Consider the following 22,873-nt stretch of genomic DNA (forward strand, 5'->3'; position numbering starts at 1 on the left):
CGGGTTTCCGCGGCCTGATGTGCGCGTTTAATCGGCGGATGGGGTACGTTGCGGGGCCTCGTTTGATGATTGCCACCAGCGGGCCATGCCCCAGCCGACGACGCAACGGTACCCTCGAAAACGAACCCTTGTCGGGTTGGAATGCCACCTTGTGCCGCAGATGAAAAACTGCGCAACGACCCTAGTACATGTTTTTCTGGATATCGCGATCAATACGCCTGTCCATATCGTCCAGTACCTCTTGGGCATAGGTTTGGTGTGCTGACATCATGTCACTTAGGCTGGGCGCGCGCCTGCGATCGATCTGAGTGTCTGGATCCCATATTCCAGAGCGCCGTATCGCTTTGGAACAATGCGCATATGCCTCTTCGATCTGAATAAGCAGCCCAACAGGCGGCACACGGCCCTTAATGGCGCAGCGTTCCAAAAGATCAGGATCGCGGGTTGCAAGGCCGCGTCCGTTGACCCGTAAGGTATCAAGCACACCAGGTATCATGAACAAAACCGACACCGGTGGGTGTGACAGAATATTGCGAAAGGTGTCAAACCGCTGGTTTCCAGGGCGATCTGGTATCAGCAAAAGAGTAGGTGTGACGATCTCAACAAAACCGGCGGGGTCGCCACGGGGCGTGATGTCCGAATGCCCTTCGGCATCCTGCGACGACACTACGCAAAATGGCGACAACCGCACAAATTTTTGCATCGGGTCACTTAGAAAAGAGGCCGATTTATCATAGATCGTGTGCGTCGTGTCGCCGTAACGGTCCCGAAATTCTGGGATGTCCTTTATCAGATACTCGTCGCGGATCGGATCGGTCATGCACGGCCCTTTAATGTCTCTGGCACGAATGCACAGGCCGCGCGCGCGGCAATGCGCTGCCGCCACTCTGCCAATGCAGTCAACTCCGACGGTACCATTACTTTGGGGTACGTTTCAGAAAAGTTAAGCCCAGTGAAAACCGTGATATCCGCCATAGAATACGCGGCCCCTGCGACATAGGGCTGGTCGCGCAAAACCGCGTCAAAATAGGCCATACCATCCAATGTCTTTTGCCGGTGTGCCTCGCCCCAGGTTTTGTTTTGGTTCAGCTCAATTTCGGGTCCGAACCCAGGCGTGGCGTGATGAAAGTAGGTGCCAATCGCATCAACGATCTTTTGCTCGCCGCGCCGTTGCATCATGTGCACCACCGCGCGGTCTTGCGGGCCCGTTCCGGTCAGTGTGATGCCCTCAAACGCGTGGTCGATATATTCGGTAATCGCGGTGGTTTCTGAAATCGCAACACCGTTATCAAGCTCAAGCAAGGGCACAGTCACGCTGGGGTTTTTCGCTTTAAATGCTGCGGTGCGGTGCTCGCCTTCCCACAGGTTCACGTGAATGATTTCGACCTGATCCAGAGCGCCTTTTTCCGCAAGTGCGATCCGGACGCGGTCGGGGTTTGGCAAGCCAATACTGTCGTAAAATTTCATGAGCAGGGCGTTCCTTATGCGTGTTTGGGGTCCCGACACCTCAGCAATACGCGAGGTCAGTGCGGGAGAGCCCACCGTCTGATTGACATTTCATTCGGCATCTACCTATTAGAAGGTTGCCACATTGTAAATCCCGAAAAGGACATACGTTATGCCAGACCCTATTGGCGTTTTTCATGAAGGCGAACGAAGCCTGCACCAAAAACTGGATATCGAAGACCGGCTGCATCAATTGGGCCTGCGCATGATCCGCGACCATATGCCAGATCAGCACCGCACGTTCATTGAGGCTCTCGAAACGGTTCACATTGGGGCGGTCGATGCATGTTGATCAAAGCTATGGGAACTGCCCCAAGTACATTCAGGTTCGGCACAAAACCCCATCGGGGCCGTCAGCGCCCAAAGCGCCCGTCACATCAACCACCCTAAGTTGCGCTGACAAAGATCAGATCGCCAAGGCCGATACGTTGCTGATCGCGTCGCGCGCAGCGCAATTGGGGGAGGATCCCCGCGCGGGCGTCGATATCAACCACCGCGGCGGAATGCCGGGTTTTGTGACCGTGCTGGACGATCGGACGCTTCAGTTCCCAGACTATAAAGGGAACAGCTTTTACAACACATACGGCAACATCCTGACGGACAACCGCGTTGGCCTGCAATTCGTTGATTTTGAAACCGGCACGTTGCTGAACATCAAGGGAACCGCCGAGCTTGTCGAAGACCTCAACAATGGCGACGTGCCATTGATGGGGCGCGGCCTGCGTATAACAGTGCAAAGGGTCACGCGCGCCGAAGGGGCCTTGCCAATCCGGTATACCTTCGATGCGTATTCCGACCGAAACCCAGACGTTAACCTTTAAATGACCTCTCAACGAAACGCATTGACAGTCCGCCTACCTACTGATAGGGATGCGCTACGACGCGATGCTGAGCGCAGCCCAGATTGCACCATAAAGGATACGACCAATGGAACTTAATGCTGATTTTAAAACGCGTGTTGTTGTTCATTCGGATCAACTCGAATGGCACGCCTCACCGATGCCGGGTGTGGACCGTCGCATGCTGGATCGGATAGGGGGCGAGGTTGCTCGCGCTACGACAATCGTGCGGTATGCACCCGATAGCAAATTTTCGGCGCACACCCACACGGGCGGCGAAGAATTCATCGTGCTGGACGGTGTGTTCCAAGACGAACACGGCGATTTTCCAACAGGCACCTACGTGCGCAACCCGCCGACCACGTCGCACACACCGGGGTCTGACGAAGGCTGTACGATCTTTGTTAAACTGTGGCAGTTCGACCCAGATGACCGCACCCAGTTCCGCAAAACCATGGCAGATGAACTGGGCACCGCCGTCGACGGCGTCGCCACGGCTGAACTGCACCGGGATACATTCGAGGTCGTCAGTTACAGCCACCTTGACGCGGGCGCCACGCTGAATAAATCAGACGCGGGCGGGATTGAGATGTTGGTGATTGGCGGCTCAGTGACCGAAGGTGACGACACCCTTGGCAAAGGCGCATGGCTGCGTCTGCCCGAAGGTCAGCCCTTGTCCGCGACCGCAGGCGAAAACGGTGCCAAGGTCTGGATCAAAACCGGCCATTTGGTCCACGCAAAGCCACCGGCTGTCTGATGGCGCACCAAAAGCCTTTGGCAATTGTTGCCGGCGCAGGGGCAGGCCTCGGCCAGTCCCTGTTGCACCGGTTCGAACAGGGCGGTTTCGCGGTTGTGGGTCTTGGTCGCACGGCCCCGTCTGCCCCCGTCGGTGAATTCCATACACTTGATCTGGCGGATGAAACCGCAGTGCAAGGCAAACTGGCGCAGATCATCAAAACCCATGGCGCGCCCAAAATCGTCATCCACAACACCGCCGAACTCGTCATAGCCCCTTTAGGGGACACAACGCTTGACGATTTTACGCGCAGCTGGACGTCTATGGTGCAAACTGCGTTTTTACTGGGGCAAGCAACCCTCGGCCCTATGACCACCGCAGGTGGGGGTGCGTTTATCGTGTCGGGGGCGACGGCATCCCTGCGCGGGGGCGCTAAATTTGCGGCTTTCGCAAGCGCCAAATTCGCCCTGCGGGGATTGACGCAATCGATGGCCCGTGAATACCAATCCCAAGGCGTGCATGTCTGCCACGCTATTCTGGACGGGATCATCGACACCGACCGATCCCGAGATCTTCATAGTTTAGACCCCGCAAAAATGATGAAACCGGCGGATATAGCCGAAGCCTATTGGCAGCTGGTCCATCAACCCAAATCAACCTGGACGCACGAGTTGGACCTACGGCCCGCGTCAGAAGGGTTCTAGACGATGACAACGCTTATCATTGGCGGGGGCCTCTCGGGCCTCGCCCTTGCTGATGCCCTAGAGGCGCAAGGCAAAAGCTATATTCTGCTCGAGGCCCGCGCACGGTTCGGTGGCCGTATCAAAACCGAACGCCACGAGGATGGGTATTTTGATATGGGGCCAGCTTGGTTTTGGCCGGGTCAGCCCCGTATTGCGGCCCTACTTGCCAAACTGAACCTCGAAAAATTTGACCAATTTGCCACCGGGGATCTGGCATATGAAGATGAACGTGGTCAGGTGCAGCGTGGCCGTGGGTTTTCATCGATGGAAGGGTCGTGGCGGTTAAAAGGCGGGCTCGGCGCGATGATACAGGCCCTTGCGGACCGTCTGCCCGCAGACCGCAAACGGCTAAATGCGGCTGTCACCGACCTAACCCGCACAGACCACGGCGTTATCGCCACCCTTAGCACCGGTGACACCGTTGAAGCCGAACAGGCTGTTTTATGCATGCCGCCCCGCGTCGCGGCCAACATTGCTTTTGACCCACCGCTGCCCCAAACGGCGCTGACAACCATGCAAAACGTACCAACTTGGATGGCCGGGCAGGCCAAGGCCGTTGCGGTCTATGATACGCCCTTTTGGCGCGAAGACGGCCTATCCGGCGATGCCCAAAGCCGGTTTGGCCCGATGGTTGAAATTCACGATGCGTCGCCTGCCGATGGGGGGCCTTATGCGTTGTTTGGTTTTATCGGGGTCCCGCCCAAGGCGCGCGCAGACGAACCCACATTGCGCCGCCACCTGACCGACCAATTGACCCGCCTGTTTGGTGCAAAGGCAGGCGCACCCACGCAGCTTTATATCAAAGATTGGGCTTTTGATCCCTACACTTCAACGGACGCCGACCAAGCACCGCTTTATGCGCACCCAACATATGGGATGCCGCCCAGTTTGATGCATGTTTGGGGACCACATTTGCATTTTTCGGGCACAGAGGTCGCGCCCCAATTTGGCGGGTATCTCGAAGGGGCTTTGGAAGCTGCTGAAAACATATTAGATACATTGATTACTTTAGAATAGGTGACTGTGATGGCAACAATTGACACAAAAACCGCCCTATTGAACTCTGCCGAAAACGCGGCGCGCACGCTGGGGTTTGACGGCTTTAGTTACGCAGACTTGGCCGAAGATGTTGGCATTCGAAAAGCGAGCATCCACCATCATTTTCCGTCCAAGGCAAAACTGTCGGTCGCATTGATGCAGCGCTACCACGAGACGTTTCAAGCCATCTGCGTCCAACTTGAAACCTCGTTCGAGACGGGCGGCGCGCAATTGGCAGGGCTCATCAATCAATATAAACTGGGCAGTGATGGCGGCAGGCGCCTGTGCCTTTGCACATCGTTTTCCGCCAGTCGCGACAGCCTGCCCCCCGACGTGGTGGAACAGCTGCGCCTGTTTCGCGTGATGGTGATGGATTGGATGACTGGCGCGTTCGAAAGAGGGCGCGATGACGGGTCGATCTCCGGCGTCACAAACCCCGAACTAGAAGCCGCCTCTGCATTGTCCCTGCTAGAAGGCGCGCAACTCGCTGCTCGCGCCGAAGAACAACCCGCATTGTTTGACAACGCAATTGCGCTTTTGGTGATGCGTATTTCGCACTGAACATGCCCCCTTTTATGAAAGACGTCCTATGACACATAATGCTGATCTTCTTCTTGGTGCACTCGTCGCGGATGCGGCCTGCCTTGGCCTGCATTGGATCTACAACGTGGACCGGGTCGCCGAAGTCACCGCGCGCCAAAATGGGCAGTGCGCGTTTACGCCAGTTGATGCACGCAACTACGAGGGCGTTAAAACCTTTGCTCACAAAGACCGGCACAACGGCATGTTCACTCAAATCGGCGAAGTGCTGCGCCTAACGGTCCAATCCATGAACGCCAACGGTGGCGCGTTCGATGTCGACGCGTATCAATCAGATTTTGCTAACTTTTTCGGTGCAGGGGGCGCCTACAATGGGTTCATGGACCGCCCAACCCGTGGCGCATTGGACAACATCGCAGCCGGAAAATCCCCCTCGGGGATCGACGACAACCAAACCCCAGCACTGACCTGCCTTCCGGCGATCCTTGTCGCATATAATGGTCACGAAAATTTGGCCGATATGATCAAAACGTCCATGGAAGTGACCAACATCAACGCCGAAGCGGCAGCGTTTAACGCTGTTTTTGCCGATGTTTGCACACGCATCATGAACGGCGAAACCCTGACATCGGCGCTTGAACTGGCTGCGAATGCCGCGCCGGGTGCGATAAAAGCGGACCTTTTGAATGCATTGAACGCGGCCGAAGACGACAGCGTTGTGTTTGCGGGCCTCAACGGGCTCATGGGCCGGGCGTGTAACCTGCCAGCCGCTGCCCCGGTGATGTTTCACATCCTCGCGCGCAGCAAATCCTATCAAGAAGCGGTGGAACGCAACATCCTCGCGGCGGGCGATACGGCCGGGCGCTCCATCATGATCGGCGCCATTATGGCGCGGGTACATGGGGTGGCCACGCCAACCGGCGTGCCGCTGTCGTGGGTGTTGCAGCTGCAGGATGGGGCGGAAATTTGGCAAGAATGCCAAACGCTTGGTTCTGAATAGATTGAGAGTATCACAAATGTGGTTTTCAAATGCGATGTCGGCAAAATGCTAGGATCTTTCCCCAACGCCGCATACTATCCAGCCGTTCACCAATCTAGAATATAGGGCCCGTTCTGGTCGCATTGAGCAGGCCCTATATTTTAACTGTGTAGGGCTGTCGCGGCCCAGTTTGCGCAATGCACCTCTGGCTCCGTAGCCTAAGCCAATGGCTGTAGTGGGTGTTCTTTTAGTAACAATCTCACTACGGTTTAGCCGTATTTTGCATTCGCATGTTGCCCGTCATGCGCAACAAATTCATCTGCCAGTATATGACCAGCCTCGACCAATTTGGCCATGGGATCAAATACAGTGCCGCCTTTCTCAATCAAACGACTGGAAAATATATATTCTAAATGCCATGTAGATTATCCTATCGAATATAATCGGTGGTGGAACAATCATAAATGGGCCCGCTGCGGCCATTTCCCTTGCTGTGAAAAAGTGCTTTTTGCGAAACTCGAACACATAATCGCGCAGAAACACATTTGATGTAAACGCCAGAGCATCCTGTTCGTTAAAGTCGCCAATTACCATTACGGGGCAAAGTGCATAACTCTGGCCAGATTTTTGATTTACCCAGCCTTCGGTCAAGACCAAAGTAAGAACAAAAACATCGGCGTTCTGAACCGGCTTCAAAAATGCATGCCTTGTAGATTCCAAGGTTCGTCGTGCCGCCGCGTCGTCCTGGCATCCATAGGGTTCTATTCGGAACCGCACCGTATCATATACGCGCCTATCCTCATCTGTTCAAAACTCTATCGCTTCGATTGGGTCAAGTTCAGCTGCCAATTTCGCCCAACTCAGCAGCAGTATAGATATTCCCTGTGCGCGCTGAAAAAAACGCCGTAGTTATATTTCAAAGCCAGAGCTGTGGGCGTTCGACCAGGTGCCATTTCGACATTGACCCAACTCATTTTTCGAGAGACCAGCGCCCTGCTGATATAGAGACCAGCGCCCTGCTGATATGTTGTGCAAGACACGACCCATACGTGGAGCACGCAGCACCTTCCGGCAAAACCCACGTGGATGGCTATAGTTCTGATAAACCAAACAACCCGGCCTCTATGACGCCACTGCGCCAGAAGGCCGACGCAGGTAGCGACTATATTGTGTCTTGCTCATCTTGATCGCCCTTTGAGGTATGGAGGCACATCTGCACATTAAGCGCTAAAAATTTAGTGGCCAGAACATAGGCCAGATCTAGCGGTATTATAATTATGGCTGTTGCATTAGCTCACATGGGTTGTTTTGATCTTGCAAGCCTTGCGTGCCTTCGGCCCAACGTCAGATGCGCAGTCGTTAGTCGGATCGAGGTTTCCAAGAAAACGCGTGCACCCTGCCAATTGACAAACCAGCAAACGCATGATGGGACATAAATCAACCAAAGCGGGAGCAATGCGGTCATGGATAAGTCAGGATATCTGGTTGTTGGGGGCGACAGCCTCGTCGGCGGGCACGTTGTGCGGGCGCTCAAAGATGGCGGTGCCACCGTGTTCGAGACCACACGGAGGCGAGACACAGTCAGCGATGAACGAGTGTTTTTGGACTTTGAGACCCCCGAAGACTTCAGCGTCCCGGCGAGTGTTGGGACGGCGCTGGTGATCGCCGCTGCCACCAATTATGATTTCTGCGAAAGTGATCCTATGGCACGGGTCATCAACGTGGAACGAGTGCCGCGGACCGTCGCGGCCTTGTTAGAACGGGGGCTGCATGTGTTGTTTGTCTCGACCAATTCGGTGTTTGGCGGTGAACGGCCCTGGCCGGCCGAAGAAGACCCGCACGCCCCTGGGATCGCATATGCGCAGCAAAAATCCGAAGGCGAAGATGCCATCTTGGCCGCCGCCGCGCGGCTGGGTGCGCAAGACAGATTGGCGATCACCCGTTTAACCAAAATCCTGACGGCAGACACATCACCTTTGCCATCGTGGATAAAAGCCCTGCAGGCAGGTCAGCCAATTGAACCGTTTGAAGATTTGATCTTTGCGCCGATGTCGGCTGTTTTTGTCGGTCAGGCCTTGGCAGATCTTGCCCGACAACGGGTGTCTGGTTCGTTGCACCTGTCTGGCGCCGAGAATGTTTCCTATGTTGCATTTGCACAAGCCGTTGCGGATAAATTGGGTGCAGACCAAAACTTGTTGCACCCCACAACCGCCACGGCCAAAGGTGTTCATATTGCGTTCAAACCTACCTACAGTGGCCTCGGCATGTCGCGAACGACCGTAGTGTCGGGGTTGACCCCACAGCCACTTGATGACGTGTTGCGCCATCTCTTTGACTAACCGATAACTGCCACGCTGCACCTACGAGGTCCCGATGTCGCCTACACACTACCTTCGAAAAACCTGCCGCCTTTGTAATTCCTCCGAAGTAACACAGGTTGTGGCCCTCGAACCGATCCCTCTGTCCGAAGGCTATATGGCCGACCCAAACGCGGCGCAGGCGGCCGAACGGTTTCCGGTGGATGTCTATATGTGCGCGACCTGCGGTCACGTTCAGCAGCTTGATGTGATTGCGTCAGATGTGCTGTGGGACAGTTACACGTATTATTCGGGTGACGCGAAAGGGATGCCAGAACACTTTGCAACGGTGTCACAACGCATTGCTGCACGCGTTGACCTGCCCCAAGATGCCTTGGTTGTGGATATCGGCAGCAACGATGGGTCACTGTTGAAGCCGTTCAAAGAACGCGGGTGCCGGGTTTTAGGGGTCGATCCTGCCAAGGATGTTGCCGCCAAAGCCAATGCAGATGGCATTCCGACATTTGACACCTTCATGACGGCGAATCTCGCGCAGCGCATCCGTAAGGAACACGGGCCTGCGCAGGTGGTGTGCGCGTTCAACGTGTTTGCTCATGCAGATGATCTGGGCGAAATGGTCGATTGCGTACATGAAATGCTGGGCCCTGACGGGTTGTTCTTTTTTGAGGCGCAGTACCTTCTGGATATCATCGACGGCGTGTTGATCGCGACCATTTTCCACGAGCACATGAGCCATCATTCGGTCAAGCCGTTAGCGTCTTTCCTCGATCGTCACGGGCTCGAACTGATCGCAATTGACCGCGCGCGTATCCAGCACGGATCTATGATCGGGACGGTACAGCGGAAAGGCGCGGGACGCCCAGTTGAGGCGTCGGTGCATGAAACTATCGCTTTGGAAGACGCAAGGGCGCTTGATCAGGTGACGACACTCAATGCCTTTGGGGCAGATGTCCGGGCATTGCGCGACAGCACCGCAGCACTTGCCGCCCAGTGGAAAGCGGACGGGAAGCGGATTGCAGCCTTTGGCGCAGCCCGCAGCGGGCCCACACTTATGGCACAGTTTGGTCTGCGCGACATGATCGAATTTATCGTCGACGACCATCCGCAAAAAGTGGGCCTGTGCTCCTCGGGTGACGGGGTGCCTATTCGCCCCACTGCAGATTTGACCAAAGAGATGCCGGATTACTGTGTGATCCTCGCATGGGTTCACGCAGAGAAAATCATTGAGACAAATCGCGAATACCTTGAGCGAGGTGGCCGGTTTGTTGTGCTATGTCCGCAAACACGGGTGGTCGCAGCGTCAGGTGATGTGGCGTTGAACGCGGTAAACGCCTAAGTATGCGTACATCCATGGCAACGGGATCCCTACGGAATCTATCGTGAGATACGAGTGCGGTTGAGTATGATGGAAAAGAGCGCCGAAATGATTGGTCGATACGCGAACCGGGCAGAGGGCGTTGTCTTGCGATTTTGGGCGCTGTTACCTCTACTTGGGAACTTGACGGCCCCATTTTTTGTGATTTTTCTGCTGATCTGCCGGAACCGTGGCGGCGCCCTGCGGCCTGCTCTGAAATGGTTTACTGCGCTTTGTGCGGTTTATTTTGCGTATATCGCGGTGCGATCATACAGTATTGCACCTGAGACGGCAGGGGAGCCAACCGGAGACGCGGCAACGCTTTTGATTACCGTAGGGCTTGCGACTGTCACCTTGCGTGGGGGCAGGTGGGTCGATATCGCGCGGCTTCAGGCGTGGATGCCTTGGGTCCTTGTGCTGGTCTGCACGGCGTGCCTTATCGAGCACGTGGTAACGGGGATCCCACGGCCTGAATTGTTACTGGGAAACCCTCTTAATATTGCGCCGCTGCTGTTGATCCCGGCTATGCTATGCACTTTTCAGCATCGATCACTTTTTCAAACCTGTGCAGGTTGGATAGGCCTTGCAGTGGCTGTCGTCACATTGGCGGTGGTTGTCGAAACGCGCGGCCCACTTTTGGTGCTGCTTGGTCTAGTCGTTATCCGCCTTTGCTTTGTGCTGACGTCCGATATCCCAGCGGTGCGGCGTATGCTGCAGGCCGCGGCCCTTGTGGGGGCCTGCGTCGCCGGCCTGTCGCCGCTGGTTCTAAATGCCGATCGTGAAGCGCGTGTGGTGTCACTGCTCGCTGCCCCCGATCAAATGAGCGCGGCTCAAAACCATAGCAACCAGACTGAACAACCTGCGTCAGCACCTATTTTAATGTCACCGTTGAACGAACGCATGGCGATGCTCTCAGCGGGGTGGCAGGCATATAAAGCGGCGCCATTCTTGGGGTATGGCGCGCAACATCGCTTTGATGCCGCAGTTCCTTACCTACCGGATGAATTTCGATCACGTTATTCGCACCTTCATAACGAATTCCTGACACACGCCGTGGCTGGCGGGATACCAGCAGTGTTGTTGCTGATCGCCCTCTTGGTTGTCCCGTTGGTTGCCGCGGCGCAGCACCGAGGGGGGGGGCGGCGGCGCAAGATTGAAATCGGGCTCCTTGCCACCGCTGCGTTTACAGGAATGGCCGCGGTCAACAACGTATTGTTTGTCGATATATCAGCGTTTTCATTGGGTTTATCCTATGTCACGGTCCTCCTTTTGATCGAAGCGGATTGGTCGGGGAAAATGTACTGAATGCTGAATGCGATTGAACGGGGTCCATTTGGAATGGACTGTTCCTTGAGGCAAGGCTTCCGACTGCCGAGGGCGCTTGCCTCGTCATTAGATTTGAGTGATAAACGCCTTGCAAGATCCTCCATTACGCCGACTTTCGGTGTTAGTACCCTGTATGCGCATGACATTTGACCATCTTAGTCCACGAGGCATTTTCTTGACCGCAGATATTCAGACGGATCAACCCAAACGTGTCCGCGTATACGGGAGCGATAGGCGTAGTGCGCACCGCGCCCTAGAAGACTTGAAGGAAGGCTTTGGCCACTGGCGATTGTGGACGGCCATGGGATGGCAGGATATCCAGCAACGATATCGCCGCGCGTTCATCGGCCCATTCTGGATCACAATCAGCATGGGTATTTTGGTCGTCGCACTTGGCGTGATTTACGCCGGGTTGTTTCGTATCGAGACGGCCGTATTTCTACCCCACATCGCGACCGGGTTTATTGTCTGGTTCTACTTTTCATCGAGCATCAATGACGCGACAGCGGCGTTCATCGATGCAGAAGGTATCATCAAAGACGGCGGGCGCCCGCTCTCTTTGCATATCCTCAGGGTGTGCTATCGTAACTTGATCATCGCGGGCCACAACGTCGCCGTTATGATCGCCGTCTATGCATGGCAGCCCAAATTATTGACAGTGAATATTTTGTACCTGATCCCGGGTTTGATATTTTTCATCCTCAATATTTTATGGATTTCATTTGTAATCGCCACCCTCTGCACGCGGTTTAGGGACGTGCCACCCATTGTATCAAACGTTGTGCAAATGTTGTTTTTTGTATCCCCAGTTATGTATAAACGAGATAGCCTGCCCGATAGCTTGTCTTTTGTCGTTGATTATAACCCGGTCGCGTATCTTCTCGAAATTCTCCGGTCACCGTTGCAGGGCAATGCGCCTGACCTAACTGATTTTGTTGTCGTTATTGGGCTTTCGATAGCAGGCTCTCTCTTTGCCTTTCGGTTTTTTCAAGTGACGCGGGCGCGTGTCGCGTATTGGCTGTGATGGGGCGGACATGAGTATATCAACGCCGACAGATAATGCATCTCAGGCGGGAGTTTTCCTCAGAAATGTGAATGTCGTTTTTCCGATTTATTCTTCGCACGGGCGGTCTTTAAAACGGTCCTTGGTTAAGGCGGGCTCGGGAAACCGGATTGCGCTGAATGCGAGCGAAAGGCTCATTGTAAATGGGTTGCAAGGCATTGATCTCAGCGCCGAGCACGGGGATCGGATCGGGCTTGTTGGGCGCAACGGCTCGGGTAAATCCACGCTTTTGCGCGCGATCGCCGGTGTTTATGAGCCAGAACAAGGCACGGTGACCGTTCGCGGAAAAGTGGCCTCACTAATCGATATCAATCTTGGTCTCGATATCGAGGCCTCTGGCTATGAAAATATCCGCATTCGGTGTCTTCTTTTGGGGCAATCTGACCGCGGCATGGCCGACAAAATCGCCAAAATCGCCGAGGTTACCGAACTAGGTGATTTCCTTGAAATGCCCGTGCGCACCTATTCCAGCGGGATGGTCATGCGCCTTGGGTTTGCGATATCGACGGCTTTTGTCCCTGATGTTCTGTTGATGGATGAATGGATCGGGGTGGGCGATAGCACCTTCGTTGAAAAGGCGCAAAACCGGTTGCAGCGGTTGGTAGGCGAGACTGGAATCCTGTTTATCGCGTCACACAATGCTGATATCATTAGGAAAACCTGTAACCGCGTCATATGGCTCGATCAAGGAATGATCCGGATGGACGGTACCCCTGACGAGGTAATTGCCGCCTATGACGCTGAACCCGAAATGGCCGCGCCTTAACCGAAGGCCATATTCGCCAGATTTATAGCTGTCGTGCCTTGACTATATCGTTAACAAATGGCTTTTCCATCCTAAGTGGTGAATATACCGTCGCGATACACGTAGTGGATGACTTGGAGATCTGATGCATATTTTAGTTACTGGGGCATGTGGCTACAAGGGCAACGTTCTCGTCCCTAAACTGCTGCGCGCGGGGCATTCTGTTGTTGGGTTTGACATTCAATGGTTCGGAAATGACCTTGAACCACATCCGGCGCTTGAGGTCGTAAAGGGCGACGTCCGCAACATCGACGATGTGCCTTTGGATGGCGTTGACGCTATCATACATCTTTCAAGTGTTGCCAATGACCCCTGTGGTGATCTGGATCCCAAACTCACTTGGGAAATTTCCTGCCTTGCGACGATGCAATTGGCCGACCGTGCCAAACGGCTCGGGATTAAGCGGTTTATCTATGCTTCTTCCGGTAGCGTCTACGGCATTAAGGATGAAGAGCAGGTCACTGAAGATCTCGATCTTGTGCCAATTTCCGAATACAATAAAACCAAGATGTGCGCCGAGCGTATTTTGATGTCATACGCAAATGACATGGTTGTGCAAATGGTGCGTCCCGCAACGGTTTGTGGGTTTTCCCCGCGTATGAGGCTTGATGTATCAGTGAATCTGTTGACGATGCAGGCGATTGAAAATGGTCGCATTACGGTGTTTGGCGGCGATCAAATCCGACCCAATATTCATATCGATGATATCACTGACCTTTACATGTTCCTGCTGGATAACCCCGAACACACTGGTGTTTACAACGCGGGTTTTGAAAACATATCCATCATCGATATTGCCAAGCTGGTTCAAAAACATGTTGACGCAGAGGTGATCGTGACGCCTTCGAATGACCCACGGTCGTACCGCGTAAATTCTGATCGGCTTCTTGCAACGGGGTTTGCGCCGAAGAAAACCGTCGAAGACGCCGTCAAAGAGATCATCGGGATGTATCGTCAAGGTGTTTTGAAAAACGACGACCGCTTTCACAACCTCAACTGGATGCAGCAAGGGTATGCGAAATGATAACGCCCACAACGCCAAACCAACCTAACGGGCGGATGAAATGACAGTTTCTGAACGGTTCCTTGTGCTTGGATCAAACTCGTTTTCGGGGGCAACGTTTTGTGACTACCTTGCCGGTCAAGGTTTGGATGTTATCGCAACCTCTAGATCCGACGAACCGCATGATGCAATGCTACCGTACAAATGGGAAAACCGCGCGGGCGGTGTGCGGTTTGAACGGATAGATATCAACAAAGACCTCGATGCCCTTGCGGCGCTGCTGCGGCGTGAAAAGATTACCCATGTCGTCAATTTCGCGGCCCAAAGTATGGTTGGCGAAAGCTGGGACTATCCGGACCATTGGATGATGACAAACGTAGTCTCGACGGTGCGGTTGCACGACTGTTTGCGCCGATATGACGGGTTGGAACGATATGTGCATGTGACCACCCCGGAGGTCTATGGCTCGACGCAAGGCTGGGTGCGTGAAGACGCGCCGTTTAACCCCTCTACGCCCTATGCTGTTTCGCGTGCCGCCGGTGATATGAGCCTGCGCACCTATGTTGAAACCCATGGTTTTCCGGCGGTATCCACACGCGCGGCAAATGTGTACGGGCCGGGCCAGCAACTTTACCGGATCATCCCGCGGACGATCTTGGCGGCTATGGGTGGGCAAAAGCTGCGCCTTGATGGCGGCGGTAAATCCGTTCGGGTCTTTATACATATGACAGATGTCAGCGACGCGACGTTGCGGATCGCACGCGGCGCGGCGCATGGTGAAACCTATCACATTTCGGGGTACGAGATGGTCTCGATCCGGTCTTTGGTGGAAACGATCCTGACCCGTTTGGGCAAAGACTTTGACGCTTGTGTAGATATCGGCCCTGACCGTCCCGGAAAAGACGAAGCCTATACGCTCGACAGCAGTAAACTGCGGACGCAACTGGGTTGGCGCGACAAGATTGACCTTGTGCAAGGGATCGATGAGGTCATCACATGGGCAGATCGATTTGCCGATGCGGTTCCGGACTTGCCACAGACATATGTGCACCGCGAATAACCGTATTTAAAGGAGCGCAAAACTTGGAAAATGTGAACGGGGCCGGGCCCCTAGACGAAACAGCGCTTCGGCAGGCGGCGGCGCGCTTGCGCGGTAAGGTCGTTGAGATGAGCGGCGCGGCGCGGGCGGCACATCTGGCATCGTGCTTGTCGGCCTGTGATGTTCTTGCGGCGGCGTATTGGCATGCGCTCAAGATCGACCCGCAGGCCCCCAAGGCGCCAGAACGTGACCGGTTTGTGTTGTCCAAAGGTCATGCTGCCGCTGCGCTCTATGCATCACTGGCCTTTCGTGGGTTTTTCCCTGAGGATGAACTGAAGACGTTTTGCAAAGATGGCAGCCGGCTGGCCGAACACCCCCCCGCCAACTTGTTACCGGGCGTCGAAGCGGCGACAGGGTCGCTGGGACACGGGTTGCCTATTGGTGCGGGAATGGCGCTGTCGGGGCGGCTTCAGGGGCAAAACTATCGAGTGTTTGCACTGTTGTCTGATGGCGAGAATAATGAAGGTTCCGTCTGGGAGGCGGCGATGTTTGCAGCAGGTAAAAAGCTGGGCAATTTGTGCGTTATTGTTGACTATAACAAATGGCAGGCGACTGGACGGTCCAACGAAACACTTGCGCTGTCACCACTTCGCGAAAAGTGGGAGGCCTTTGGATGGGACGCCGAAGAGGTAGACGGACATGATGTTGCCGAACTGGCCGCGAAAATGGCAGAGGTTCCCTTTGGGGAAGGTAGACCAAAGGCGCTGATTGCCCATACCGTCAAGGGCAAAGGCGTGTCATTCATGGAAGACGACAACAATTGGCACTACCGGGCACCAACCCCTGATGAAGTCGCGATTGCGCATAGGGAGCTTGGCCTGACATGAGAAATGCGTTTGCGGACGAACTGACGAAACTTGGCGGTGAAGATCCGCGTGTGGTGATGCTGTCGGGTGATATCGGGAACCGGTTGTTTGACAAATTCAAGGCTGCCAACGGGGACCGGTTCTTTAATTGCGGTGTCGCCGAACAAAACATGATGGGCGTGGCGGCCGGGCTTGCCATGAGCGGCATGCGCCCGATTGCGTATACGATCACCCCTTTTGTCACCACACGCTGCCTCGAACAGATCAGAACAGATGTGTGTTATCATGATGTCCCTGTGATCATCGTTTCGGTTGGTGCGGGGCTGGCCTATGCGGGGCTTGGCCCAAGCCACCATGCCTGCGAAGATATCGCATTTTTGCGCACGCTTCCGGGGATGACGGTCATTTGCCCGGGTGATGCGTGGGAAGTACGCGCAGCCTTGCGCGCCGCATTGGCCCACGATGGACCATGCTACATTCGGATGGGCAAAAAGGGTGAGCCGACGGTGCACAGCGACGTGCCCACCGGGTTTGAGATCGGCAAGGCTCTACCGGTTCGCGATGGGTCTGAGGTGTGTTTATTGTCGACGGGCAATATGTTGCCCGAAGCGATGGATGCCGCCGAAAGGCTGACTGCTGCGGGTCGGTCTACTGCGGTGGTTAGCTTTCATACGGTCAAGCCACTGGACGACGCCTATCTTAAAAAGGCTTTTGCCGGTTTTGATTTGGTCGCAACCCTCGAAGAACATTCAGTGATTGGTGGGCTGGGATCCGCCGTCGCGGAATGGTTGATTGATACAGAAACGGCACCCGGTCGTTTTTTGCGTATTGGAACGCCGGATCGGTTTTACAAACAGGCAGGCGAACAAGAGTACGCCCGCGACCAGCTTGGCCTAACCGGTGTGCAGATCGCGCAGCGCGTGCAAGATAAACTCGCCCGAAGGGACCACCCATGAAAACACGCGCTGCACTTCTTGTCCAAACGGGACAACCGCTCGAAGTTGTTGAGATCGAAACACCGCCGTTGAAGCCGGGTCAGGTTCTTGTGGAAATCGCGTATTCTGGCGCATGTGGCACGCAAATTATGGAATGGCGTGGTGACAAAGGCGAAGACAAATGGGTGCCGCATTGTCTGGGCCATGAAGGCACCGGAACGGTGATCGAGACCGGATCCGCGATCACCAAGGTCAAGCCAGGCGATAAGGTTGTGTTGTCCTGGATCAAAGGGTCGGGCCTTGAAGCAGGCGGCAGCGTTTATGATTGGGACGGGCGCAAGGTAAATGCCGGCGGGGTCACTACCTTTCAACAACACGCAGTTGTGTCGGAAAACCGATTGACGTTGGTGCCCGAGGGGCTGCCGATGGATGTGGCCGTGCTGTTGGGCTGTGCGGCGCCTACAGGCATGGGGGCGGTCTTTAATGTTTTAAACGCGCGGCCGGGTGATTCCGTTGCGGTGTTTGGGACGGGTGGCGTCGGGCTTAACGCTGTCATGGCTGCGGCCTTTAGCGGTGCCGACCCGGTGATCGCAATCGACCCCAGCCCAACACGCCGGGCGTTGGCAGTGACCTACGGCGCGACGCATACCGTTGACCCAACAGAGGGCGACGTGTTGGCCGCTATTGCGGCTATCGTACCGCAAGGCGTTGATCGCGCCGCCGAGGCTTCGGGCCGCCCCGAAGTCATGGAACAAGCATTGCGGTGCACCCGCATGCAAGGCGGTCGCGCGGTTGTTATCGGCAATGCGCGCGCAGGGGCAGAACTGGCGTTGGATCCCGCGCTTTTCAACCAAGGCAAAAGCCTGATGGGGACATGGGGCGGCGATAGTGTGCCTGACCGGGATTACCCCCGCTTTGCCAAATTGATTGGCTCTGGGCGGTTCCCGGTGCGGGATCTACTATCGCACACTTACAAGTTGGATGACATCAACACCGCGCTAACCGATCTGGCCGAAGGCCGTATCGGACGGCCATTGATTGATATGTCTGCGGGCTGAGGAAGATAAACCAGTGCGTATTGGGCTTGATTTTGACAACACGATTGCTTGCTATGACGGTGTTTTCCATGCGGCAGCCTGTGCGCGCGATTTGATCCCACCCGATATCGGGACCACGAAAAACGCCGTGCGTGACTACCTGAATGGCGCGGGTCAAAAAGACACGTTCACCGAACTTCAGGGGTGGGTTTACGGTGCACGGATGGATCTTGTGTCGCCCTATCCCGGGGTAGGTGCATTTCTGGATCGCGCCCGCGCGCTGGGGCATGAGCTTTGTGTTATTAGCCATAAAACACGGGTACCTTTGCGCGGTCCAGCCTATGATATGCATGAGGCGGCACGTGGTTTTTTAACTCATAACGCGTTGGTCGGTGAAGGCCGCATCCCCGAGGATGATGTGTTTTTTGCCGAAACCAAGGAGGCTAAGATAGCGTTGATCGGTGACCGTGGATGCGATGTATTCGTCGATGATCTACCCGAAATATTGGTGTTTCCGGGGTTCCCGACCAAGGCGCGCGGGGTTTTGTTCGATCCCAACGCATCCTACCCAACGCAGCAAAGCTGCGAAAGCTGGGACGATCTGACCGGTTTGATACTGGGTCGGGCGTGACCCGTGTTGACGCAGATTTGGCCGCGCGTGTCGATGATCTGTTGGCGCAGGCAGGGCGACCCAAGCACATCAACTTGCGGCCACTGAGCGGCGGTAAAAACAACAAAGTCATGCGGGTAGAACAAGCGGATGGCGGTAGCGCGATCCTCAAACTGTATTTTCGCGATGCTCGAGACCCGCGCGACCGTTTTGGCGCAGAATGGCGGTTTCTGAGCTTTGCCGACGCGCAAAACATCCCTGGCGCGCCGCGGCCTCTGGCCTGTGATACCACTGCAGGCGCTGCCCTTTACACCGAATTGCCTGGCACAAAACGCGAACCGGGACTGGTTACGCCGCGTGATGTGGCGGCAGCAATGACGTTTATCATTTCTTTGAACCGCCATGTAGATCCTGCGGATTTCCCACCTGCATCAGAGGCGTGTTTTTCGCTCGCAGAGCATCTCGAAACGGTCGCGCGCCGCGTGGCGCGATTGCTAACGCTGAACCCAAAGGTGCCGCATGCACAGGAGGCCGCGCAGTTTGTTCACAATGACCTGACCCCGAAATGGCAGGCAGTTTCGGATACGCTAAAAAAGGCGGTTACGTGTGAAGATGTAGGCGCACTTGATAAAGTTCTACCCATGTCAGAACGCATTCTGTCGCCGTCGGATTTTGGATTTCACAACATCCTTGTGTCAGGCGATACCCTTGGGTTTGTGGATTTCGAATATGCGGGGCAGGACGACCCTGCCAAGTTGCTTTGTGACTTTTTTGCAGTGCCAGAAGTACCCACACCTCAATCCGAATTTGATGCTTGCGTAAGCCGTCTTGCGATAGGGCAGGGCGCGCAATTCCCCAGCCGTGCTCATTTGTTGCGAGATGTATACCAGATTAAATGGGTCTGCATCATGTTGAATGAATTCTTGCCAGTGGGTGCGGCGCGACGGGCATTTTCCCGACCCCTAGATTACGCGGCCCGTTGTGCGGCGCAGCTGACCAAAGCGCGTCAAAAATTGACCGAACTAGACCTATAAGGAGACTAAAATGGCCTATCGCGACTTCGTGAGCCTGATCCACAAATCAACTACGCGCGACTATCTTGCGCGGGTGACGGAACGCGACAAAGCAGAGGTCGCAGAGCTGGCCGTGCAATTTGACTACGATTATTGGGACGGTAGCCGCCAGACCGGATACGGCGGTTACAACTATGATGGACGTTGGCGTAAAGTTGCGGATGCAATGGTTGATATTTACGGTATTAAACCAGGTATGCGGATCTTAGATGTTGGATCGGGCAAGGGCTTTTTGCTGCATGACTTTCTTGAGGCGTGCCCCGGCGTAGAAGTTGCAGGTATCGATGTATCACACTATGCAATCGAGCATACAATGGACACCGTGAAGCCCTTTGTGCAGGTTTCCGACGCGGCAAATCTACCGTTCGATGACGGTTATTTTGATTTGGTGATTTCGATTAATACACTGCATAACCTATATAATTTTGATCTGAATGCAGCTCTCAAAGAAATAGAACGTGTAAGCCGCGGATCAAAGTACCTTTGCGTGGAAGGGTATAGAAATGAGCGGGAAAAAGTAAACCTGATGTATTGGCAATTGACCTGTCGGGCCTTTTACACGCCGCAAGAGTGGCAATTTGTATTTGACCAAGCCGGGTACGTCGGAGATCATGAATTTATCTTCTTCGAATAACACCGAGTAATTGCGCCGTGGTTTGACTCTAACGCGCCGCCACGTCAAAGGGCGCGGCGGGGCCGGCGTTACATACGAAGGTACCACTGCCGCCGCTGCGGTTCTCTAGGTAATTGTCGCGTACGATTATGCGGGTTTAGGTGTCTTAATTTGTTCCGCATCTATCATTTTTTTCAATTTCATGCGGAACGCTTTGGCGCCAAGGTCAAGCCCGAGGTCAATATTGGGTGTAACCATTTCTGCCATATTGATATGTACCGCTTCGAGAACCTCTTTATCTTCATTGAAGGCCATAATCGCACCATCGTTCATCTTCTTTGAAATGGCGGCATCATTCGGGTCGGTGTTGCGATGTTGAAACCAGATATATTGCGTGTTGTTTTCATCTACGGGCGTCATGAAGTTATACGAGATGTTGATGTAGGTTTTATCGACCATCGGCGCGCCTTCGCCACCTGTGCCAACGGGCGTGTAAATCGACTTATTCAAGGCAACTGAAGGCACAATTAATTCATAGTGCTGCTTGCGATCACAGTTGCCTTCGAATTTCACCAAGTCCTTGTAATAGGGCGATGGCGCCTGGCCACTGATCCAGCGCGACACGATTACACCGCGGTCAGTTTTATCCATTTTCAAAGGCGCATCATCCGTGCCGCCCCCACCAAACGATGTCACATGCACCCATGCAACATGGCTCGGATCCAACAGATTATCGCAGACATAAAGGTAATTACACGCAATCGACATCACACCACCATCGGTATAGCCCCATGCCGGGTTTTCGTAATTTTCAATCTCAAAAATGTCGTCTGGGTTGGCATCTTTGGGGTCACCCATCCAGATCCATAGCAAACGATACCGATCAACGACGGGGTAGGATTTTACGACTGCGCGGCGTGGGGTCATGCCGCGTTGGGTTGGCGAGTCAGTGCAGTTTCCAGTACAATCAAATGTAAGGCCATGATAGCCGCACACGACGTTATCGCCTTCGATCTGCCCCATCGATAATGGTAATTTGCGGTGTGGGCAGGCGTCTTCTAAGGCCACTGCGGACCCGTCTGTTTGACGATAAAAGACCACGTTTTCACCCAGCAGTTTTAATGCCTTTAACGAACGGTCGAAATCTCTGCTCCATCCGGCGACATACCAACAATTGCGTAAAAACATTCGCCTCTCCAAGGGGGTGATTAATATCCGCAAACTAGGGCGCAGGGGGTGTTGGCACCATCCACTTTTGTTTATGCTCAGCTTTAGCTTACCTTATGGGTCTCAGGATGAAAGCCTGCGTACATTTGCTGTCTGCATCGCCGCAGTTTTGCGCGGATTCGCATCGCCAGATGGCTTCCAATTTGATCTAGCTGGTCACTCGAAAGGCATAGACATAATAGTATAAAGATCATGGGCGGATTGTTCTAGTGTCTGATGGGCGCAGGCCGTACATCCAGTGATGTTACCATCTTTCACTTTGTGCGATTCGACGATTTTCTGAAATAAGAAGTGACAACACATGTTAAAGACACTCCCCTTCAATGCATTGCGGACATTGGAATCCGTTGTACGTCTGCGGGGTTTTGGGCGGGCAGCGGATGAGCTCAACATCTCGCAAAGCGCTGTAAGTCAACACATAAAACAGCTTGAAGAATGGCTTGGTCATCAGCTTTTGATCAGAAAGAACCCAAAAGTCATCCCAACAGAACAAGGCACCCGCTTGGCCAATGCTACGCGCGAGGGGTTTGGCATGGTCGAAACGATTTGCGACAGCCTACGCGATGCCAAGAAAACCGCAAAGGACGGGATCCTTGTTGCCGCGCCGCCGGGGTTTGCTTTTGTCTGGCTTTTACCTCGGCTTCTCGACTTTTCAGACAGCCACCCCGATGTGCAGATATCCCTGTCGACGGACCCCAAATCCCTTGATCCGTCGTCAAGCGATGCGGACGTGATAATCGCTTATAGCGCTGGCGGATTTCCCAACCTACATTCAGAAAAGATAATGGGTGAGCGCATGTATCCGGTATGCTCACCACAGCTTGCCACCAGCATCGAAGCACCGCAGGATTTGAACAAACACGTCATCTTACAAGACGGGCAGCCCGCATCCGAACACCTGTCGAACTGGGAGTTTTGGGCAAAAGAGGTCGACGTTAAACTGCCGGCACCACGGCGAAAGCAAATTTATGGACAGGCAAACATGGTGATACAGGCCGCGATCAATGGCTCTGGCGTTGCCATGGGGCGGTGCCCTTTGGTGGTTGATGCCCTTGATGCAGGGCAGTTGGTATGCCCCTTTCCCCAAACTGCAGAGTCCCAGTTTTCGTATTGGTTTGTCTGCACGCATGGCAACGCCAACGCGAAATTCATCAAGACATTCCGCACGTGGCTACATGCGCAGGCCAAACCTATCAACACCCAGCTCGCAGAGTAAAATCGTG

At 54.5% G+C, this 22,873-nt stretch carries 25 protein-coding genes; 21 read left to right on the forward strand and 4 right to left on the reverse strand.

Translation table 11 applies throughout. From position 1 onward, the window contains the following. Positions 1-181 precede the first annotated feature (181 nt). Entirely contained in the window at positions 182-820 is a 639-nt protein-coding gene (locus tag ABJH13_RS03780; RefSeq protein ID WP_348404887.1) for an MSMEG_1061 family FMN-dependent PPOX-type flavoprotein, read from the reverse strand. Beyond that, positions 817-1,467 (reverse strand): glutathione S-transferase, encoded by a 651-nt coding sequence (locus ABJH13_RS03785; RefSeq protein WP_348404888.1) that lies wholly within the window; start codon positions 1,465-1,467, stop codon positions 817-819. The genes ABJH13_RS03780 and ABJH13_RS03785 overlap by 4 nt, the downstream gene beginning before the upstream one ends. A 151-nt stretch (positions 1,468-1,618) precedes the next feature. Between ABJH13_RS03785 and ABJH13_RS03790 the strand changes: the two genes are divergently transcribed. From ABJH13_RS03790 to ABJH13_RS03820, 7 genes are all read left to right on the forward strand, one after another. After that, entirely contained in the window at positions 1,619-1,798 is a 180-nt protein-coding gene (locus ABJH13_RS03790) for a hypothetical protein (RefSeq protein WP_348404889.1), read from the forward strand. Continuing rightward, positions 1,788-2,327, forward strand: a complete 540-nt coding sequence (locus ABJH13_RS03795; protein ID WP_348404890.1) for a pyridoxamine 5'-phosphate oxidase family protein — start codon at positions 1,788-1,790, stop codon at positions 2,325-2,327. Before ABJH13_RS03790 ends, ABJH13_RS03795 begins: the two co-directional genes overlap by 11 nt. Positions 2,328-2,433: 106 nt before the next feature. Next, positions 2,434-3,102, forward strand: a complete 669-nt coding sequence (locus tag ABJH13_RS03800) for a cupin domain-containing protein (protein WP_348404891.1) — start codon at positions 2,434-2,436, stop codon at positions 3,100-3,102. Beyond that, positions 3,102-3,785 (forward strand): SDR family NAD(P)-dependent oxidoreductase, encoded by a 684-nt coding sequence (locus ABJH13_RS03805; RefSeq protein ID WP_348404892.1) that lies wholly within the window; start codon positions 3,102-3,104, stop codon positions 3,783-3,785. The genes ABJH13_RS03800 and ABJH13_RS03805 overlap by 1 nt, the downstream gene beginning before the upstream one ends. A gap of 3 nt (positions 3,786-3,788) precedes the next feature. After that, positions 3,789-4,841 carry an NAD(P)/FAD-dependent oxidoreductase gene (locus tag ABJH13_RS03810; protein ID WP_348404893.1) on the forward strand — a complete coding sequence of 351 codons (1,053 nt, stop codon included), beginning with the start codon at positions 3,789-3,791 and terminating at the stop codon, positions 4,839-4,841. A 9-nt stretch (positions 4,842-4,850) separates the two neighbouring features. Further along, entirely contained in the window at positions 4,851-5,423 is a 573-nt protein-coding gene (locus tag ABJH13_RS03815; protein ID WP_348404894.1) for a TetR/AcrR family transcriptional regulator, read from the forward strand. Positions 5,424-5,451: 28 nt separating this feature from the next. Then, on the forward strand, positions 5,452-6,402 hold the full coding sequence (locus ABJH13_RS03820; RefSeq protein WP_348404895.1) for an ADP-ribosylglycohydrolase family protein: 951 nt from the start codon (positions 5,452-5,454) through the stop codon (positions 6,400-6,402). 360 nt (positions 6,403-6,762) lie between these two features. On the opposite strand, the gene ABJH13_RS03825 is transcribed toward ABJH13_RS03820, so the two are convergent. Continuing rightward, positions 6,763-7,077, reverse strand: coding sequence for a hypothetical protein (locus tag ABJH13_RS03825; RefSeq protein ID WP_348404896.1), 315 nt, complete (start codon positions 7,075-7,077; stop codon positions 6,763-6,765). Positions 7,078-7,844: 767 nt separating this feature from the next. Here ABJH13_RS03825 and ABJH13_RS03830 point away from each other — a divergent pair. From ABJH13_RS03830 to ABJH13_RS03890, 13 genes are all read left to right on the forward strand, one after another. Continuing rightward, a complete protein-coding gene (locus ABJH13_RS03830) occupies positions 7,845-8,720 on the forward strand; it encodes a sugar nucleotide-binding protein (protein ID WP_348404897.1) in 876 nt (291 codons plus the stop codon). A 34-nt stretch (positions 8,721-8,754) separates the two neighbouring features. Beyond that, complete coding sequence (locus tag ABJH13_RS03835; protein WP_348404898.1) at positions 8,755-10,035, forward strand: class I SAM-dependent methyltransferase; 1,281 nt, start codon at positions 8,755-8,757, stop codon at positions 10,033-10,035. A 606-nt stretch (positions 10,036-10,641) separates the two neighbouring features. Next, positions 10,642-11,358 carry an O-antigen ligase family protein gene (locus ABJH13_RS03840; protein ID WP_348404899.1) on the forward strand — a complete coding sequence of 239 codons (717 nt, stop codon included), beginning with the start codon at positions 10,642-10,644 and terminating at the stop codon, positions 11,356-11,358. A gap of 196 nt (positions 11,359-11,554) precedes the next feature. After that, complete coding sequence (locus ABJH13_RS03845; RefSeq protein WP_348404900.1) at positions 11,555-12,403, forward strand: ABC transporter permease; 849 nt, start codon at positions 11,555-11,557, stop codon at positions 12,401-12,403. Positions 12,404-12,413: 10 nt separating this feature from the next. Beyond that, complete coding sequence (locus tag ABJH13_RS03850) at positions 12,414-13,208, forward strand: ABC transporter ATP-binding protein (protein WP_348404901.1); 795 nt, start codon at positions 12,414-12,416, stop codon at positions 13,206-13,208. 124 nt (positions 13,209-13,332) lie between these two features. After that, complete coding sequence (locus ABJH13_RS03855) at positions 13,333-14,271, forward strand: SDR family oxidoreductase (protein WP_348404902.1); 939 nt, start codon at positions 13,333-13,335, stop codon at positions 14,269-14,271. Between the two features lie 40 nt (positions 14,272-14,311). Continuing rightward, on the forward strand, positions 14,312-15,310 hold the full coding sequence (locus tag ABJH13_RS03860; RefSeq protein ID WP_348404903.1) for a GDP-mannose 4,6-dehydratase: 999 nt from the start codon (positions 14,312-14,314) through the stop codon (positions 15,308-15,310). Between the two features lie 32 nt (positions 15,311-15,342). Further along, positions 15,343-16,176 (forward strand): transketolase, encoded by an 834-nt coding sequence (locus ABJH13_RS03865; RefSeq protein ID WP_348404941.1) that lies wholly within the window; start codon positions 15,343-15,345, stop codon positions 16,174-16,176. Next, complete coding sequence (locus ABJH13_RS03870; RefSeq protein ID WP_348404904.1) at positions 16,173-17,111, forward strand: transketolase C-terminal domain-containing protein; 939 nt, start codon at positions 16,173-16,175, stop codon at positions 17,109-17,111. The genes ABJH13_RS03865 and ABJH13_RS03870 overlap by 4 nt, the downstream gene beginning before the upstream one ends. Next, a complete protein-coding gene (locus ABJH13_RS03875) occupies positions 17,108-18,148 on the forward strand; it encodes a zinc-binding dehydrogenase (protein ID WP_348404905.1) in 1,041 nt (346 codons plus the stop codon). The genes ABJH13_RS03870 and ABJH13_RS03875 overlap by 4 nt, the downstream gene beginning before the upstream one ends. 13 nt (positions 18,149-18,161) lie before the next feature. Next, the gene (locus ABJH13_RS03880; RefSeq protein ID WP_348404906.1) at positions 18,162-18,758 is read left to right on the forward strand and encodes a hypothetical protein; all 597 of its coding nucleotides are present in this window, start codon (positions 18,162-18,164) and stop codon (positions 18,756-18,758) included. After that, positions 18,755-19,771, forward strand: a complete 1,017-nt coding sequence (locus tag ABJH13_RS03885; protein WP_348404907.1) for a phosphotransferase — start codon at positions 18,755-18,757, stop codon at positions 19,769-19,771. The genes ABJH13_RS03880 and ABJH13_RS03885 overlap by 4 nt, the downstream gene beginning before the upstream one ends. Positions 19,772-19,781: 10 nt before the next feature. Next, entirely contained in the window at positions 19,782-20,444 is a 663-nt protein-coding gene (locus tag ABJH13_RS03890) for a methyltransferase domain-containing protein (RefSeq protein WP_348404908.1), read from the forward strand. 126 nt (positions 20,445-20,570) lie between these two features. On the opposite strand, the gene ABJH13_RS03895 is transcribed toward ABJH13_RS03890, so the two are convergent. Next, on the reverse strand, positions 20,571-21,611 hold the full coding sequence (locus ABJH13_RS03895) for an aromatic ring-hydroxylating dioxygenase subunit alpha (protein ID WP_348404909.1): 1,041 nt from the start codon (positions 21,609-21,611) through the stop codon (positions 20,571-20,573). Between the two features lie 340 nt (positions 21,612-21,951). Between ABJH13_RS03895 and ABJH13_RS03900 the strand changes: the two genes are divergently transcribed. Continuing rightward, the gene (locus ABJH13_RS03900; RefSeq protein WP_348404910.1) at positions 21,952-22,866 is read left to right on the forward strand and encodes a LysR substrate-binding domain-containing protein; all 915 of its coding nucleotides are present in this window, start codon (positions 21,952-21,954) and stop codon (positions 22,864-22,866) included. Positions 22,867-22,873: the final 7 nt, after the last annotated feature.

This window comes from Roseobacter sp., assembly GCF_039970775.1.
Classification (GTDB): Bacteria; Pseudomonadota; Alphaproteobacteria; order Rhodobacterales; family Rhodobacteraceae; genus Roseobacter.

What these genes read in the sequence shown, in the direction of transcription:
- ABJH13_RS03780 (WP_348404887.1), bottom strand. Translation starts at nt 820, where the DNA reads ATGACCGATCCGATCCGCGACGAGTATCTGATAAAGGACATCCCAGAA.
- ABJH13_RS03785 (WP_348404888.1), bottom strand. Translation starts at nt 1,467, where the DNA reads ATGAAATTTTACGACAGTATTGGCTTGCCAAACCCCGACCGCGTCCGG.
- ABJH13_RS03790 (WP_348404889.1), top strand. Translation starts at nt 1,619, where the DNA reads ATGCCAGACCCTATTGGCGTTTTTCATGAAGGCGAACGAAGCCTGCAC.
- ABJH13_RS03795 (WP_348404890.1), top strand. Translation starts at nt 1,788, where the DNA reads ATGCATGTTGATCAAAGCTATGGGAACTGCCCCAAGTACATTCAGGTT.
- ABJH13_RS03800 (WP_348404891.1), top strand. Translation starts at nt 2,434, where the DNA reads ATGGAACTTAATGCTGATTTTAAAACGCGTGTTGTTGTTCATTCGGAT.
- ABJH13_RS03805 (WP_348404892.1), top strand. Translation starts at nt 3,102, where the DNA reads ATGGCGCACCAAAAGCCTTTGGCAATTGTTGCCGGCGCAGGGGCAGGC.
- ABJH13_RS03810 (WP_348404893.1), top strand. Translation starts at nt 3,789, where the DNA reads ATGACAACGCTTATCATTGGCGGGGGCCTCTCGGGCCTCGCCCTTGCT.
- ABJH13_RS03815 (WP_348404894.1), top strand. Translation starts at nt 4,851, where the DNA reads ATGGCAACAATTGACACAAAAACCGCCCTATTGAACTCTGCCGAAAAC.
- ABJH13_RS03820 (WP_348404895.1), top strand. Translation starts at nt 5,452, where the DNA reads ATGACACATAATGCTGATCTTCTTCTTGGTGCACTCGTCGCGGATGCG.
- ABJH13_RS03830 (WP_348404897.1), top strand. Translation starts at nt 7,845, where the DNA reads ATGGATAAGTCAGGATATCTGGTTGTTGGGGGCGACAGCCTCGTCGGC.
- ABJH13_RS03835 (WP_348404898.1), top strand. Translation starts at nt 8,755, where the DNA reads ATGTCGCCTACACACTACCTTCGAAAAACCTGCCGCCTTTGTAATTCC.
- ABJH13_RS03850 (WP_348404901.1), top strand. Translation starts at nt 12,414, where the DNA reads ATGAGTATATCAACGCCGACAGATAATGCATCTCAGGCGGGAGTTTTC.
- ABJH13_RS03855 (WP_348404902.1), top strand. Translation starts at nt 13,333, where the DNA reads ATGCATATTTTAGTTACTGGGGCATGTGGCTACAAGGGCAACGTTCTC.
- ABJH13_RS03860 (WP_348404903.1), top strand. Translation starts at nt 14,312, where the DNA reads ATGACAGTTTCTGAACGGTTCCTTGTGCTTGGATCAAACTCGTTTTCG.
- ABJH13_RS03870 (WP_348404904.1), top strand. Translation starts at nt 16,173, where the DNA reads ATGAGAAATGCGTTTGCGGACGAACTGACGAAACTTGGCGGTGAAGAT.
- ABJH13_RS03875 (WP_348404905.1), top strand. Translation starts at nt 17,108, where the DNA reads ATGAAAACACGCGCTGCACTTCTTGTCCAAACGGGACAACCGCTCGAA.
- ABJH13_RS03890 (WP_348404908.1), top strand. Translation starts at nt 19,782, where the DNA reads ATGGCCTATCGCGACTTCGTGAGCCTGATCCACAAATCAACTACGCGC.
- ABJH13_RS03895 (WP_348404909.1), bottom strand. Translation starts at nt 21,611, where the DNA reads ATGTTTTTACGCAATTGTTGGTATGTCGCCGGATGGAGCAGAGATTTC.
- ABJH13_RS03900 (WP_348404910.1), top strand. Translation starts at nt 21,952, where the DNA reads ATGTTAAAGACACTCCCCTTCAATGCATTGCGGACATTGGAATCCGTT.